The following is a 16,115-nucleotide window of genomic DNA, read 5'->3' as shown; positions in this document are numbered from 1 at the left end:
TCATTACCTTATCATTTTATTTTAGGAACAGGAGACCATGGCGCGGGCGTAAGAATTTGGCTTTCTTGTTTAACAATGAGTTCCGCCTCTCGTTGCTTAGCAAGATAGGTTTGCCATTCTTTTGTTCTGTGTAATTTTGCACGTCTGCGTGTTCTTTCAGAAAGACTTTTGTAAGCCCACATGTGCACTATTTGGTTTAGCTCTCCAACCTCAGGGTAAAACCACCCAACAAGACCGCCTAGTGTCCTGGTTTGAACCTGTAGACCGTATTTTTTATAAATTTCCATATATTGCGCCACACCGCCAGAACGTAGACTATAGGTCCGCTTCTCAATGATCATTTTTTTATCTCCGATTTTTCAATGATTGAGAGAGATGTTTATTCAGGCGAGCATAAGAGTGTGCCCACCGTCTACCGGAACCAAAGCCCCCGTAATGTAGGCAGATGCATCACCAGCTAAAAGCACAACTATGCCACCAAGATCTTCTGGCTCACCAAAACGCCTTTGGGGAATAGATTTCAACATGGCTCGACCTGCATTTGATTGTAAATAATTTCTATTGATGTCAGTCTCAATGTATCCGGGCGCTATGGCATTTACACGGATACCATACCGCGCCCATTCGGCAGCGAGCGAACGCGTCAGCTGAACCAATGCCGCTTTCGAAACACCGTAAGGCATCGTGCCTTTTTGCACTTTAAAAGCAAGCACAGAAGCTATGTTCACGATGGAGCCACCATTACCGCTATGTATCATTCGCTCGGCTACCGATTTTGCTACCAACCACGCACCTTTTAAATTTGTATCCAAAACGGTATCCCATTCTTCCTCATCAACCCCAAGTGCAGCGCTTGAGTTTGCCACTCCCGAATTATTGATCAAGATTGATATACCGCCTAGTTTACTATCAGCTTCGAGGATACCCTTCTCAACACTATTAACGTCAGTCACATCCATTTTAATCGGCACTAAACCCTGAACTTCAGTTGCCAAATTCTCAAGCCTGTCTAGTCGCCTTGCACCAACTGCTACTTTCGCACCCTCACCAGCCAACAAACGCGCAAAATAAGCACCCAGCCTTCCAGAACCCCCGGTGACAAGCGCAGTCTTTCCGTCAAGCATTCCCACAAATCACCCCTTTTTTGCTAGTTCGCGAAGCGCAAACTTTTGAATTTTACCGGTCGATGTCTTAGGAAGCTCGCCAAACACAATCCGAGAGGGTACTTTAAAATTAGCCATGTTTTCTCGGCAATACAAAATGATCTCCTCCTCGGTAATACAACCTGCATCCCCTACCAAGGTTACAAAAGCGCAGGGTGTTTCACCCCATTTATCATGGGATACTGCGACAACTGCGGCCTCCATTATTAAGGGATGGCGATAAAGAACTTCTTCAACTTCGAGACTGGAAATATTTTCTCCACCGGAAATAATTATGTCCTTTGCCCTATCCTTAATCTCTACATAGCCATCTGGGTGGACAACTGCGAGATCACCCGTATGGAACCAGCCCCCCTTCAGTGCCGTTTTTGTGGCATGTGCATTCTTTAAATATCCTTTCATGATGGTATTACTTCTCAGGACTATCTCGCCAACAGTTTCAGCATCAAAGGGAACATCTTTTTGCGTATCAAGATCCACCACCCTTTGATCCTCCATGCTTATCGTCCGGACCCCTTGACGCGCAACCTTAGCAACCTGCGCGTCAAATTCTAAGGCATCCCATTCAGGCTGCCAATCGCATACAGTCGAAGGTCCATAACTCTCGGTCAATCCATATAGATGACGCACATTGAAACCCATCTCTTGCATACCCGAAAGAACAGAGCTTGGAGGGGCGGCGCCGCCAGTGGCTATCTCTATCGGTCCGTGAATAAATTCATCTTTTACTTCTTTTGGTGCATGTATCAGCATATTGAGGACGACTGGCGCACCCGCTAGATGGGTAACACGATGCTTTCTTATAAGATTAAAAATTTCTGAAGGATCAACTGTACGTAGGCACACATGCGTGCCACCCACAACGCTAATTCCCCATGTATTGCACCAACCATTGCAATGGAACATAGGAAGGGTCCAGAGGTATGTGGTGTCCGAAGTAAAACCAAATGCAGAAGACGAACCCATCGCATTTAAGTAGGCACCTCGGTGGTGGTATACCACACCCTTCGGGTCTCCTGTCGTTCCGGATGTATAATTAAGAGCGATTGCATCCCATTCATCATCAGGCCTATGCCATTTGAAGTGCGGATCTCCCTCGTCGAGGAGACCTTCATAATCAATGTTACCGAGTGACTTTCCGTCTATAATTTGAGGATGATCTATATCAACAACCATTATTTGATGATCAACTTTTTGGAGAGCAACCTCCATAACTGTTGAAAAGGCGCGATCAGTTAGTAGGACTTTTGTCTCGGCATGAGCGAGAATAAAGGCAATGGCATCTGCATCTAATCGAGTATTCATCGCATTGATTACGGCGCCAATCATTGGGACACCGTAATGGGCCTCAAGAAGTGCTGGCACATTAGGCGCCATTACCGAGACTGTATCACCTTTTCCGACGCCGTATTTTCGCAACGCAGAACCAAGCCGCTTACAACGCACAAAAAATTGCTTATAATCAAAACTTGTAGCGCCATCGATAACAGCGATTTTATTAGGACAGGCTAGAGAACACCTCTCCAGAAAACTGATCGGCGTGAGTGATTGGTAATTCGCCGGACATTTGCCAAGGTTTTCATCATATTTAGAAATGACACTCACCATGTATCTTTCTCAAAGTAGCCAGACTAAGAATCTAACTTTAATTATTCATCACCAAAGTTATCATAACTGCATTTTCAGGACCAAAAATAGGTTTCCGGTAAATCCAAAAGTAGGTTAGCAGAGTTATTACGCTTTAGCATCTAACTATCCATCGCAGCGGGCACGGGTTAGAAATAAGATCTGTATTGTGTCACTATTAATTAGGAGAAACCTTCCATGACAATGAAACGTGTTGTGCTAGAGATTGGAATGGGCACTGATATTAGAGGCAGTGACCCAACAAAAGCAGCAGTGCGCGCATTACGCGATGCTCTTTGGCATAACTCACTTAGCATTGCGAAAGCGCTTAATATGGATACTGACTCAATGATCACCGAAGTTACTATCGGAGTGCCAGACCCTGACAGCGTTGACAAAGACGAAGTATTAGCTGTTCTCCCTCACGGTACTGGATCGATAAATGTGGTTGAAGGAGGGTTAAAGATTCCCAAGGATGACAGTGACGATAACACGCTTATCGCACATGCAGCCGCAGTTGTGCACTTAGACCTAGCTTAGAGGACGGATACATGCCCTTGAAACGAGTAATATTAGAAATGGGTTCTGGCAATGACTTACATGGCTGCGATTATACCAAGGCCGCCATACGCGCAGTTGAGGATGCCCTTCATCATAGCTCTCTAACAATGATACGAACGCTTAACATCAACAAAAATGATGTGAAAGTAGACGTTACAATTGGCGTTCAGAAGCCAGATCAAGTTGACACAAACGCTGTTAAGAAAATACTACCAGTTGGTAGTGTGACAGTCTCAGCAGTTCTCGGCGGCTTGGATGTTCCCGATGATGAGCGAGATGACCCTGCAGTAATTGCAAGTGCTGCAATTGATGTCCGTTTGGATCTTCCCTAACACTGATTTGTTTTTTCAGCAGCTTCCCTAGTAGCGAGATCGGCCAATTCGCGCGCTATTTTTGTTACACCATCTAATCTTTGGTCAGGCATGGGCCAGTCAGAGCGGAACACAAGACTTTGATCGGGCCGTAGCTTTACATTTGTAGGATGCCGCTGAATATATTCGACCAGTGCTAACGGATTGGCAAATCGGGATTCTCGCAATACAACTGAAGCACCCCCGGTGCCGGCATCAACCTTTTCTACTCCAGCATTGCGACAAAGGTTTTTGATTTCCATGACCTTCAACAAATTTTCAACTGGTTTGGGTATCGGACCGAAGCGGTCTATCAACTCTGATGCAAATGCTTCAATCTCAGTCGAGGATCCAATCTTCGAGAGTCTTCTGTATAAACCTAATCGCAGGCCTAGATCTGCAACGTATTCATCAGGGATCAATACAGCCACACCCAACGAAATTTGTGGGGACCAATCTTCCTTACGTACAGACACACCCGTCTTTTCTTCCTGCAATTCAGCAACGGCTTCTTCCAGCATATGTTGATAAAGTTCAACTCCTACCTCTTTAATATGCCCAGATTGTTCACCGCCAAGGAGATTTCCTGCTCCACGGATATCTAGGTCATGGCTTGCCAATGTAAATCCAGCGCCGAGGGTGTCCAATGTTTGCATCACAGAAAGGCGTTTTTGGGCAGAGCCGGACAAAATTTGTCCTGAGGGCAGCGTGAAGTATGCGTAAGCCCGCGCTTTGCCACGACCAATCCGCCCCCTCAATTGATAAAGTTGGGAAAGACCAAATCGATCAGCGCGATGCACTAACATTGTGTTGGCATTAGGAATATCGATGCCAGCCTCTATTATATTGGTTGATAATAGAATATCGGCCTTGCGTTGATTAAAATCATTGATAACCGCTTCCAAAACCCGAGGAGCCATTTGACCATGTGCGATAGCAACCCTCGCATCTGGCGCGAGTTCGGAAAGACGCTTTTCTAGGCGCTCTATGTCTGCAATTCTTGGGCATACATAGAATATCTGCCCCCCACGATGTCGCTCTCTATTGATAGCTTCCCGAATAACTACGGGATCAAATGGCAACACAAATGAGCGGATAGATAGGCGATCCACAGGCGGGCTGGCTATCATGCTCATGTCTCGTGCCCCAGCAAGGGCTAATTGAAGAGTTCGGGGAATAGGCGTTGCTGTGAGCGTTAAAACATGGAGGCCCCTCCGCAAATCTTTGAGACGCTCTTTTTGGGAAACACCAAAATGTTGTTCCTCATCAACTACAAGTAATCCAATGTTATTAAATTCAACATCCTTCGCCAGAAGTGTATGCGTGCCGACAACAATATCAATCTCACCATTTTTTAATTGTTCCTTAGTGGTTTTCGCTTCTTTAGCGCCAACCAAGCGTGAAAGCTGTGATACATTTATCGGGAGACCAGCAAAGCGTTGTTTAAAGGTTTCATGATGTTGAAACGCCAGTAGCGTGGTAGGCACGACAACTGCCACTTGATAACCATTTGATGCAGCTACGAAAGCGGCACGCATAGCAACTTCTGTTTTTCCGAAACCAACATCACCACATATCAATCGATCCATGGCATGCGTTTGCCCTAGATCAGAAATCACATCCTCAATCGCATTTCGTTGATCTTCAGTCTCATCCCATGCAAAACGAGCAGAGAACTCTTCATAGGCGCCGGGCGGCGGCGACATTGCCGGCGCTAGGATAAGCGTACGTTCAGCCGCTAGCTTCATCAATTTATCTGCCATGTCGTTGATCCGCTCTTTGACAGCTGCTCTCCGCGCCTGCCACGAAACTGCCCCGAGCCTGTCGAGAAAGGCATTTGATTTTTCTGCACCGTAACGCGACAGCGTATCGATATTTTCAACTGGAATGAAAAGTCGATCCTCGCCAGCATAAATTAACCGCACACAATCATGAGGGGCACCATCGACGGTAAGACTTTCTAGTCCATCATACCGCCCGACACCGTTATCAATGTGAACAACGAGATCACCCAACTCCATCGAACCTACTTCAGAAATATATTCTTTGGCATGCCGACGACGCTTAGCAGAACGGGCTAATCGATCGCCAAGGATATCTTCCTCACTTAAAACAAGAAGTTCAGACGCGTTAAATCCGTGGGTTGTTTCCCAAACTGTGATATATGCCTCATTAGGCTTAAGCATTCCCTTAACATCAGGCCAGCTGTCTACATTTACGAGTGCCGTTGAGCCACCACTTGTAATAAGCTTACCTAATCGATCGCGAGAACCAACACTCGCTGCTGCAATTATGACTGGCTTTTTGCGTCCCACATCCCTGATGACATTATCAACCTCTTTAAAAAGGTTAATGTCTTCACGCTGCCTTGCTTCAATGAAATCGGTCGACGCCCGTGCCTTTGCGGTTTCTCCGCCCTCCTCATACGGGGAATAAAAATAACACTCGTTATGCCCTATCGCGTCTTCCCACTCTGCTAGCCTAAGAAACATTTCCTCTTGTTCAACAGGACGATAGACAGGGTCATGTTGATTCGTAGCCTCTCTCAGGTTAGATGGCAGAAAATCGATACGGGCATTGTAATGGTCGTTAATTGTTTGCTGGCGCTCCTGAAAAGCATGTTCCCATTGATGGTCAAACGATAGTGCGGAATTAGGTAAGTAATCGAAAAGAGTTTCTAATTTCTCATGAAAAAATGGAAGCCAATGTTCGTACCCAGGTGGACGCCGGCCTGCGCTCACCGCCTCATACACAACGTCGTTTTCGCAAGGAACACCGAAAGCATTCCTATAACGGGCTCGAAAAAGCGCAATACTGTCCTTATCGAGCGATGCTTCACTAATTGGCTGCAAGTTTAGATTTTCGCGTTTCATTTTTGATCGCTGGGTAACAGCATCAAAGCACCGGATTGATTCAACTTGCTCCCCAAAGAAATCAAGCCGAAGTGGGTCGGGTTCACCTGGGCAAAAAATGTCAATTATGCCACCCCGAATTGCATACTCGCCTGTTTCACGGACCGTTTCAGCATGCAGATAACCATTCCGAACAAGAAATTGAACTAATGCGTCACGATCAACAGTCTCCCCAACCGCAATGCTCATAGTGCTATTTTGTATAAATGACCTTGGCGGTATTCGCTGTGTGATGGCGCTTACTGTCGTAAGTACAATCTTTGGGGTATTTGCTTCATTTATGAGACTTTTCAGAGTAGTGAGGCGTCGCGCTGTGATGTCGGTGATTGGAGACACCCGATCGTATGGCAAACAATCCCAAGCGGGGAAATCTGCTACCTTAAGATTCGGCGAGAAAAAAGCGAGAGCTTTCAGCAATAAATCGAGACGGGCATCATCGCGGCATACGTGCACGATAGGCGCTGCTGCTTTATAGGCAGACTGCGATAATAAAAAGGCATCATAGCCTTCCGGTACACCGCCTATCCGTCTTTCTTTTTTCGCAGCCACAGCTTTAGCGATGCCCGCCCTCAGCACAAAATCTGCTTAAACGTTCAGTCAAATCACAGACCACATTCGCAGGCCATGGGGTATTACCAGAAATCCAATTGTAAAGATCTAGGTCATTGTGCCCAAGAATGACTTCAAGCTGATCTAGCTCTGCCGGTTCCATTTTTTCAATATGTGCATCCGCGAAACGTCCGAGCAGCATATCAGCTTCCTTTGTTCCGCGATGCCAGCACCGGAAACGCAAACGCCTGCGCCTCACATCAATGTCATTTATGTTTTTCATGTATCCACATATAGGGCGCTTTGCTCCGTTGGTAAATTGTTGGTTGTGAACCACCTATTTTGTACAATACCTAATGACATATACATTTCGTATTATTTGCAGCCAAACATAAAGTTTAAAAATCTTGCGCCCAGAAATACTATTCTCTCTTTTCACTCCCGCCACCACCTTAAAAGGTGTTGGTCCACGCTTGGCAAAATCAATTGAGGCTTTAGCCGGACCAAATTTGGTTGATCTAATTTGGCACATGCCGCGTGAAATAATTGATCGCCGACTGAAGCCTACTATATCGGATGCACCTATAGGTTCCGTATGCACACTCACTATTACAATCCTAAAGCATGAAAGAGGATTTAAACGTAGCCCATATAAAGTTCGCTGTAGTGATAAAACCGGTACGATTACATTAGTTTTTTTTCACCCCAAGGAAGACTATTTGTTGCGCGTTTTGCCTGTAGGGGAGCGACGATTAGTGAGCGGCTTTGTAGAGCAATTCAACGATGGCAAACAGATAACACATCCGGATTATATTTTAAAAGTTGAGGAAGCTGAGACGCTACCTTCCGTTGAGCCAGTCTATCCACTTACTGCGGGCTTGACAGTTAAAACCCTTGGAAAGGCGATACGGGGGGCTATCGAGAAATTACCCAATCTAAATGAATGGTTGGATCCTGCTTTGCAGAAACAGCGTGGATGGCCATCTTGGAATGATGCCGTGCAAAAAATTCACTCGCCGCAGAGTCATCGAGATCTTGACCCGGAAAACGTATATCGTAGCCGTCTCGCTTATGATGAATTACTCGCAAATCAATTGGCCTTAGCTTTGATACGGCGAGCATCTCGTAAACTTCCTGGCCGGTCGATGCGCGGTAATAACGAACTACGAAGACACGTTCTTGCGTCACTGCCTTTCGAATTAACAGATGCACAAAAAAATGCATTGGCCGAAATTAACAACGATATGTTGCAACCAGGCCGAATGCTTCGTTTATTGCAAGGAGATGTTGGAAGTGGGAAAACTGTAGTCGCACTGCTTGCAGCTTTAACTGCTATAGAAGACGGCGGACAAGTAGCATTGATGGCGCCAACGGAAATTCTTGCTCGCCAACATTTTGATACTTTCAAAAACCTTCTCTCGGTTACTAAAATCACAATAAATGTCCTAACTGGTCGCGATCGTGGCCCAACACGAAATGAAATATTAAGAGGACTTGAAGATGGTTCACTTTCGCTAGTTGTAGGCACTCATGCTCTCTTTCAAAAAGATGTGACTTACAAAAATCTCCTGCTGGCCGTAATAGACGAACAACATAGGTTTGGCGTGCATCAACGGCTCAGCCTTGCAAGCAAGGGGTACGGCATCGATACACTCGTGATGACTGCAACTCCTATTCCAAGGTCACTATTACTTACTGCATATGGTGATCTCGACTGCTCCCGTTTAATAGGAAAACCCCCAGGCCGAGAGGCCGTTGACACACGTATTATACCGAACAACCGATTACCCGATGTAATTTCGAGTGTCGGGCGGGCCATTCAAAAAAATGCGAAAGTATATTGGATTTGCCCTCTGATTGAAGAATCAGAAACAATTGATCTTGCAAATGCCGAAGCGCGCTATTCTTCCCTCAAAAATCAATTTAATGAGAAGGTAGAGCTTATTCACGGTAGAATGAAAGCTTTTGAAAAGGATGCGGCAATGTCTCGGTTTGTTTCTGGGTCAGCATCGATATTAGTGGCAACGACAGTCATTGAAGTGGGCGTTGATGTTCCAGAAGCTACTATTATGGTGATTGAACATGCTGAAAGATTTGGGCTCGCTCAACTTCATCAACTCAGGGGACGCGTCGGTAGAGGGATGCAAAAATCCACTTGTTTGCTAGTCTACGCACCTCCTTTGGGTGTCACTGCACGCGCGAGGCTATCGATAATGAGAGACACCGACGATGGCTTTCTAATATCAGAAAAAGATTTAGAACTTCGGGGGGGGGGTGAGATTTTAGGTACTCGCCAAAGTGGTATTCCCGCCTTCCGGCTTGCAGATATGCAGATACATTCCGACTTGCTTGCTGTTGCACAGGATGATGCGAAGCTTATCTTGCAAAAAGATCCCGAATTAGAAAGTGATCGTGGAAAAGCCCTTAGAAATCTTCTATATCTTTTTGAAAGGGATGAAGCAGTGACCCTGCTGCGGTCTGGCTGACCGGATTACGTTCGGGTGTTACTTTTCATCTTTTAAAAGCCGCGTCCCACCATTTTTTTCCCGGTCTAAATCAAGGACTTCATATGTACGCGATGAGACGACAGGAGCTTTCTGGTCATCTATTGGCCTCCTGTCTGGAGGGGTCACAATCCCGCCAGAAATCACCATTTTTACCGCTTCCTCTACACTCATATTTAAAATTACCAAATCTTCGCGAGGAACAAACAATAAAAAGCCTGAAGTAGGATTTGGAGTGGTGGGTAGAAATATGTTTATCACTTCCTCATTCGTGAGATTTTGCACCTCACCTTCTGTCTCGCCCGTTATAAACCCGACCGCCCATATTCCCCGACGAGGATACTCAACAAGCACCGCCTGACGAAAAGCCTGAGATTTTTGTTGCAGAACGGTTTCAAGTATTTGCTTAATCGAACTGTAAACGCTTCGGATCACCGGCATGCGCGCAAGAATATTCTCGCCCAAATTAACAATATAGCGTCCAACAAAACCGGCTGCTAACGTGCCTATTAAAGTAATGGTTATGAGTAGTATGACTACACCTAACCCCGGCAAGCCGATTTCAAATCCAACAACCTCTTTCAAATAAGTATCAGGGTTCCATGCAGAAGGAATTATTGGCACAATCTGGCTGTCAACAAAGAGTATAAACCAACGCGCTACAGCAAAAGTAATAGCAAGCGGCATCGTAACCAAAATACCTGCGAAAAAATAACCCCGAACGCGCCTGAATAATCGCGCTCTGCGTTTGCCGTTTGATTTCTCAGTTGATATTGCTTTTGAATTACGTTTGTTTTTGCTCATAGCTACCGCAATTTTATTTACCTATGCCCGATCATGAGCAACGAAGTGATATATGCTACTGTAAGGAATAGCCAATCATTTTAGTTTGAACGTGCGATCACGCTGATAATTTTCGTATGGAGATCACCGTAACGCTTGGGCCACCTGATCCCTTCACAATGGAAAGCACTCTCGCCATGGAAAAGCAATCACTCACTGTCATAGATCTACTTAAACCAATGCAAAAAAGGGACAGAATTAAACTTGAGCAACGCTGCACATGGAGAAACGTAAAACACAATGAAGTCATCCTTGATAGGCAATCGGAAAGTTCAGAAATATATTTTATAGTATCTGGACGGGTTCGAGTAGTGAACTACTCGATGTCTGGCCGAGAAATAACTTTTGACGATATGGGGCGCGGGCAATATTTTGGACAACTGGCGGCTCTCGATAATCAGCCTCGCTCTGCAAACGTAATAGCAGTTGAGGATACACTCTTGGCGTCTTTAGCAAGAACCCCATTCAAAGAGTTGTTGTTGAACTATCCGGAGGTATCTTTAAAGCTGTTGACAGAAATGGCACAAATCATCCGTATATCAACCGATCGGATCATGGATTTAAGCACTCTCGGCGCCAACAATAGGGTTCTTGCAGAACTCCTGCGCTTAGCCCATTCCTGCGCCTCAAATGAAAACAGTGCAATAATAAAACCTGTCCCAGTGCACAACGATATCGCAAGCCGTGTTTCCACAACTCGTGAAACAGTGGCACGTGTCTTTAGCGACCTTTCTAAGCGCAAACTCATTCAGCGCAACGGAGATACGTTGCTAATTCATAATATCGTGCATCTACAAGAGATGGTGGAGGACTTCCGTGGTATTTGATGGTCAGAGATGTCCTTACCGACGGTTTGTACGATTGAAATTAAGATCAACGCAAAAAACATTTAAAGCCATGTCATCATAATGATCTCATAGTTGCGGTGAATTCTTAATCTGTGAAGACGAAAAATTTCGATATGTGCCTGATTTGCCTGCAGTGAAAGCAATGGTATTCGCCACGCCGCCTCATACTATTTTGGGCCATATACAACACCATAGGCATGAAAATGCCGGTATTTTCCCACCTTTGAATGGGAGTTTCAGCCATAATTTAGCCTTCAGTAAGAACTATAAGTGTAATTTAATCTCCGAAATTGAAAAGTTTTCATTTTCTTCGATTGACCCCGTCGACTTGCTTCCCTAAATTCTGACTGATGAGCTTCGTATGAGTCGGTAGCTCAGCTGGTAGAGCAATTGACTTTTAATCAATAGGTCCAGGGTTCGAATCCCTGCCGACTCACCAAAAAACAAGTGCTTAACGTACGTTGCGTTAAGTGCTTTTTGTTTGAATCCTAATAGCGACTTTTTGTGTTAGAACAGCGATACGATCCGCCCACAAAAACCGGCATATCATATGAAAATGATCTTTGAGCGTTGGTGGAATGTTGCAGTTCCATTTTTTTGCGGGGCGATGGCGCCAATGACTGTCGCTGGGCCAAGCTATGCAATAGCTTTCTTTGTAATCGTAACGTGCACTTTCCTACTTGCGTCGGTTTTTTTGAGGCAAGATATAACTGCAATTCTATCAGAGAGCACCCGCACGCTCATTAATCCGACAGCAGTCGCAATAGCGCTATTCTTTGCGTTCGCACTGGTTGGAGTTTTTGTATCTGACGCACCGCTCCGATCCATAAGCGTATGGTTTAGAACGATTTTTTATATTGCTATAGCTGTTATCATATGGGGATATTTTTCCAGCAAAAAATTTGAATTACAACTGGCATTCTATTTCCTTCTAATAACGACGTTGTTTGCAAGTACCATTGCATTGATATCTTTGTATGCGTGGCCCGGCCTCATAGGGTTTCTTACCCTGCAAGGAGTCGACATTCCACTAACCACAGCGCGACTGGCGTTAAAGTCACATATCGTTGTCATGAGTTGCCTTGTTCCTATTATTTGTTGGCTGGCATGGATACGCGGAGGAACATGGCGCGCTTTTTCTTTGGCGTATCCTGCATTTGTTTACATCATCGGAGTTGGTGCTAATAAACAAGCAGCAATAGTAACATTATTTTGCGGCTTGGCCGGAATGCTATTTGCTTTCGTTTTAAAAAAATTAAGCGGTAAATCAGCCACAATTATCATGTGTTCGTGCGGCTTAATGGCTGTAATTTTGATATGCTTTGTTTTCTCAAATCTGCCGAGTTTCCCACAGAAATTTTACACAGATTTTTATTTTCCGAAGTCTATGATTGATCATCATAGGCAGGTGATCTGGGCATTCACTCTACATCATATCGCTGAAAATTTCTGGTTTGGCATCGGGCTCAATACATCAAATTTTCTACCACACGCCAATGTGATCATCCCGCAATTTAATCAGGAATATATACCATCTCATCCGCACAATTTTCTTCTCGAGGTTTGGCTAGAAAGCGGTATTTTTGGTCTCATTTCGGTATCAGCAGGCGTCGGAACAATGCTTTGGTCAATTTATAAACGACTACGAGCGGGTAATCCGGGCTCTGTCGCTTTGACCGGCTATTTTGCAGCGTTTTGGAGCGCTAACCTGTACAATTTTTCTTTTTGGTCCTCCTGGTGGCTAATTTTGTTCGCTGTTTGTATGGCCATGCTATTTGCAACTGAACAAAATACATAGCTATAACAGTTACTTAGAAGAAGACTAACACGGTTTTTTTAACAAAATTTTAAAACTCCAAAATCAAAATTCAAAAATTATCTATTTCATTGCAAAACCACGAGGATTACGATAAAACCAAACAAATATAGTAAAGTGTTCCGAATGGCGAAGTGGGTTAGAACCTAAGATTCTTTCTAGATTTTGCATGACGGGCGTGAGATATTCATTCTGGGAGTGAATGGCAGTTTTTTTATCCGTGTATCGTCCAGGTACACACCTTTAGTTTAATGGGGGAAGTATTCATGCGAATCTTTAAAATTTTAGCGGCAGGTGCTCTGGCGGCGGGCCTCAATGCGTGCGCAATTACGTCGCAATCCGAAATAGACGCGGCAGCAGCTCTGAGTGTAAAGGGCGGTCAGTTTGAACGGACTTTGCATAAAGAGTATATTAAACTGGCTATCGCAGAAAACAAAGAAGGCGATCACCCAGACGCCATTTATTTTGCTAACAAAGCCAGTAAAGCTGCAAGCGGCACGGCGCCTAAGCCGGATACTCGGAAGCAGCGTACTATAGGTAAAAAAGACTGGAAAAAAACGAAGGGAGCACTCCGTCGTATTGCGGCCATGAAGGATCGCGGCGGCATGAAGTTCGCCCCGGCAGAAATGGCTAAAGCTCAAGCAGGCTGGGATTGCTTGTTGCAAGAGTTAGAAGAAAAGATTGGTCAGGGCAAAGACATTAAAGCTTGTAAAAAATCAATGAATAAAGCTTTGCGATCGGCCGCTAAAAAATATTGGGCCAGCCTAGGAACTAAGCCTGCTCCTAAGAGTGCAGTCTCGTCTTCAAGCTTCGGTGATGCATTTGCAGCAGCAAGAAAAGCCGGAGCAGTATCTTTTACTTTTAAAGGTAAAGAGTATCACACGCGGGTTGCAAAATAGGTCAGAGCGGACCTCAGCAATGTATCAACTAGTAAATGCTTCTCAGAAGTATTGAAGTGGGTAGCTAAGCTATTTGATATGTTGTTGTTTGATAGAACGAATTCGGGCGGCCTTAAGGGCCGCCCTTTTCGTTTTACGAGTGTTTGATAAAAACATTGCGGGCAGAAACGATGGCAAATCATTTACCTCAGAATAAAACAGAGGAAGTAGACATTGATTTTGGTTTCGATAACACATTTGCAAGCCAACTCACTGAGTTTGCCGTACCTTGTAACGCTGAGAGCGTACCAGAGCCTAGCCTGATCAAGGTTAATCGTAAACTGGCAAAAGAACTTGGATTGAGCGTAGACGCGCTCGAATCTGCCCAAGGGACTGAAATTTTTGCAGGCAATAAAGTGCCAATCGGCGCTGCACCATTGGCTCAAGCCTACGCGGGACATCAGTTTGGGAATTTTTCACCCCAACTTGGAGATGGTCGGGCGTTATTATTGGGTGAAATTGTTAATGTCCACGGACATAGGTACGATGTTCAGTTGAAAGGGTCAGGCCGCACTCCCTTCTCTCGTGGTGGAGATGGAAAAGCAGCGCTTGGACCTGTATTACGAGAATATTTGGTTAGTGAGGCCATGAATGCCTTGGGAGTACCAACCACGCGTGCACTTGCCGCTGTAACAACTGGCGAGCCAGTTTATCGAGAGGTGCCCATCCCTGGCGCTGTTCTTACACGTACTGCATCCAGTCACCTGCGCATCGGTACATTCCAATTTTTTGCTGCTCGTCAAAACAGAGATATGGTCAAAAAGTTAGCAGATTATGCGATATCACGCCATTACCCTGATGTTCAAGAAAGCTCAAACGTCTACTTGGGCTTTTTCAAAGCAGTTGCGAAAGCTCAAGCGATGCTTGTTGCCCATTGGATGAGCATTGGATTTATCCATGGAGTAATGAATACAGATAACACCTCAATATCAGGTGAAACAATTGACTATGGCCCCTGTGCCTTCATGGATAGATATGACCCAACGACAGTTTTTAGTTCAATTGATCTCCATGGGCGGTATGCCTACGCAAAACAGCCTTCGATTTTGTCTTGGAACCTCGCACGTTTTGCAGAAACCCTAATTCCCCTTACCGCCACCGATGAAGATCAAGCAATAAAGTTACTGACCTCCGCAATAGAAGAAGCTTCATCGCAATGCAAGCGCGAATGGGACAGACGAATGTGCGCAAAGATAGGTTTAAATTCTGATCATAAGGAAAACACCAACATAGTACGGAATTTATTGGAACTAATGCAGGAAGGAAAAGCGGACTTCACTAATACCTTTAGGCATCTTTCAGACACATTACGCAATGGTAAGGGATCTGCTAGAAAACAATTCCGGGACCCTACTGCATTTGATCGCTGGGAAAAACATTGGATTAAACAAGTGGAAAAAGGTCCGATTTCAATGGGTATATGCGCCAATCAAATGGATCAGATAAATCCTGCTTACATCCCGCGAAATCACAAGGTTGAAGAAGTGTTATCGGCAGCTATAAACAATAGTGATTTCGGATTGTTTGAAGACATGTTGACTCTTTTATCTACTCCTTTTGATGAGACAGAAGGACATGAAAAATTTGCGATGCCCGCGCCGGCGTCATCAACACCTTATAAAACGTTTTGCGGAACATAAACAAACGTTCGTTTTGCATGGATCAACGAATAAATTAAGCGCGGCTAGTTAGTATCTAGCCTATCCCTCAGATTATCTGATGCTTAGCAAGACTGGAGTTTGTATCAGTAAGTTGAATAGCCATAAAATGTTGCTGAAAGAAACCAACTAAATTTACAAAGGGTATTACGGTACCAAAGAAGAAGCCCCGGGGAGGCCCCGGGGCTTTTAAGTGAGTCTTATATTATTCTTTTAACAGGTGCGATTAGAAGCGCGCCCGGAAGCCCAAGACCCAGATGTCCTGATCTTCGAAGTCGATCTCTGCTCCGGCAGTACCGCCAGCCATATCACGATCAAGCGAGACGTGACGGTAACCGGCATACACG

General features: G+C 44.9%; 13 protein-coding genes and 1 tRNA gene. 8 read left to right on the top strand and 6 right to left on the bottom strand.

What is annotated here, in order from left to right:
- Nucleotides 1–11: 11 nt before the first annotated feature.
- Genes VX941_12830 through VX941_12820 form a run of 3 tightly spaced genes read right to left on the bottom strand, consistent with a single transcriptional unit; the run spans nucleotide 12 to nucleotide 2,771 of the window.
- Nucleotides 12–341: an NIPSNAP family protein gene (locus VX941_12830; GenBank protein MEE2934290.1), complete on the bottom strand. Its 330-nt coding sequence runs from the start codon at nucleotides 339–341 to the stop codon at nucleotides 12–14.
- Nucleotides 342–383: 42 nt separating this feature from the next.
- Nucleotides 384–1,124: an SDR family oxidoreductase gene (locus tag VX941_12825; protein ID MEE2934289.1), complete on the bottom strand. Its 741-nt coding sequence runs from the start codon at nucleotides 1,122–1,124 to the stop codon at nucleotides 384–386.
- Nucleotides 1,125–1,133: 9 nt separating this feature from the next.
- Nucleotides 1,134–2,771, bottom strand: a complete 1,638-nt coding sequence (locus tag VX941_12820; GenBank protein MEE2934288.1) for an AMP-binding protein — start codon at nucleotides 2,769–2,771, stop codon at nucleotides 1,134–1,136.
- A gap of 216 nt (nucleotides 2,772–2,987) precedes the next feature.
- Here VX941_12820 and VX941_12815 point away from each other — a divergent pair, with 216 nt between their 5' ends.
- The gene (locus VX941_12815; GenBank protein MEE2934287.1) at nucleotides 2,988–3,329 is read left to right on the top strand and encodes a Lin0512 family protein; all 342 of its coding nucleotides are present in this window, start codon (nucleotides 2,988–2,990) and stop codon (nucleotides 3,327–3,329) included.
- A gap of 11 nt (nucleotides 3,330–3,340) precedes the next feature.
- The gene (locus VX941_12810; protein MEE2934286.1) at nucleotides 3,341–3,682 is read left to right on the top strand and encodes a Lin0512 family protein; all 342 of its coding nucleotides are present in this window, start codon (nucleotides 3,341–3,343) and stop codon (nucleotides 3,680–3,682) included.
- Here the strand turns inward: VX941_12810 and mfd are convergent.
- The gene (gene mfd / locus VX941_12805) at nucleotides 3,679–7,161 is read right to left on the bottom strand and encodes a transcription-repair coupling factor (GenBank protein MEE2934285.1); all 3,483 of its coding nucleotides are present in this window, start codon (nucleotides 7,159–7,161) and stop codon (nucleotides 3,679–3,681) included. The two genes, VX941_12810 and mfd, sit on opposite strands and share 4 nt — an antisense overlap.
- 4 nt (nucleotides 7,162–7,165) lie before the next feature.
- Nucleotides 7,166–7,444 carry a succinate dehydrogenase assembly factor 2 gene (locus VX941_12800; GenBank protein ID MEE2934284.1) on the bottom strand — a complete coding sequence of 93 codons (279 nt, stop codon included), beginning with the start codon at nucleotides 7,442–7,444 and terminating at the stop codon, nucleotides 7,166–7,168.
- Nucleotides 7,445–7,568: 124 nt separating this feature from the next.
- Between VX941_12800 and recG the strand changes: the two genes are divergently transcribed.
- Nucleotides 7,569–9,647: an ATP-dependent DNA helicase RecG gene (recG, locus tag VX941_12795; GenBank protein MEE2934283.1), complete on the top strand. Its 2,079-nt coding sequence runs from the start codon at nucleotides 7,569–7,571 to the stop codon at nucleotides 9,645–9,647.
- Nucleotides 9,648–9,665: 18 nt separating this feature from the next.
- On the opposite strand, the gene VX941_12790 is transcribed toward recG, so the two are convergent.
- A complete protein-coding gene (locus tag VX941_12790) occupies nucleotides 9,666–10,469 on the bottom strand; it encodes a DUF502 domain-containing protein (protein MEE2934282.1) in 804 nt (267 codons plus the stop codon).
- A gap of 116 nt (nucleotides 10,470–10,585) precedes the next feature.
- On the opposite strand from VX941_12790, the gene VX941_12785 reads away from it, so the two are divergent.
- From VX941_12785 to VX941_12765, 5 genes are all read left to right on the top strand, one after another.
- Nucleotides 10,586–11,335 carry a Crp/Fnr family transcriptional regulator gene (locus tag VX941_12785; GenBank protein MEE2934281.1) on the top strand — a complete coding sequence of 250 codons (750 nt, stop codon included), beginning with the start codon at nucleotides 10,586–10,588 and terminating at the stop codon, nucleotides 11,333–11,335.
- A gap of 384 nt (nucleotides 11,336–11,719) precedes the next feature.
- Nucleotides 11,720–11,795 (top strand) — tRNA-Lys (locus tag VX941_12780).
- A 111-nt stretch (nucleotides 11,796–11,906) separates the two neighbouring features.
- The gene (locus tag VX941_12775) at nucleotides 11,907–13,154 is read left to right on the top strand and encodes an O-antigen ligase family protein (GenBank protein MEE2934280.1); all 1,248 of its coding nucleotides are present in this window, start codon (nucleotides 11,907–11,909) and stop codon (nucleotides 13,152–13,154) included.
- 284 nt (nucleotides 13,155–13,438) lie between these two features.
- Nucleotides 13,439–14,071, top strand: a complete 633-nt coding sequence (locus VX941_12770; GenBank protein MEE2934279.1) for a hypothetical protein — start codon at nucleotides 13,439–13,441, stop codon at nucleotides 14,069–14,071.
- A 170-nt stretch (nucleotides 14,072–14,241) separates the two neighbouring features.
- On the top strand, nucleotides 14,242–15,750 hold the full coding sequence (locus tag VX941_12765; protein ID MEE2934278.1) for a YdiU family protein: 1,509 nt from the start codon (nucleotides 14,242–14,244) through the stop codon (nucleotides 15,748–15,750).
- Nucleotides 15,751–16,115 lie beyond the last annotated feature (365 nt).

The sequence above is a fragment of the Pseudomonadota bacterium genome (genome assembly GCA_036339585.1).
Taxonomy (GTDB): Bacteria; Pseudomonadota; Alphaproteobacteria; order UBA8366; family UBA8366; genus UBA8366.
Note: the sequence above shows the minus strand (reverse complement) of the source record. Positions and strands in the feature narration are given on the sequence as shown.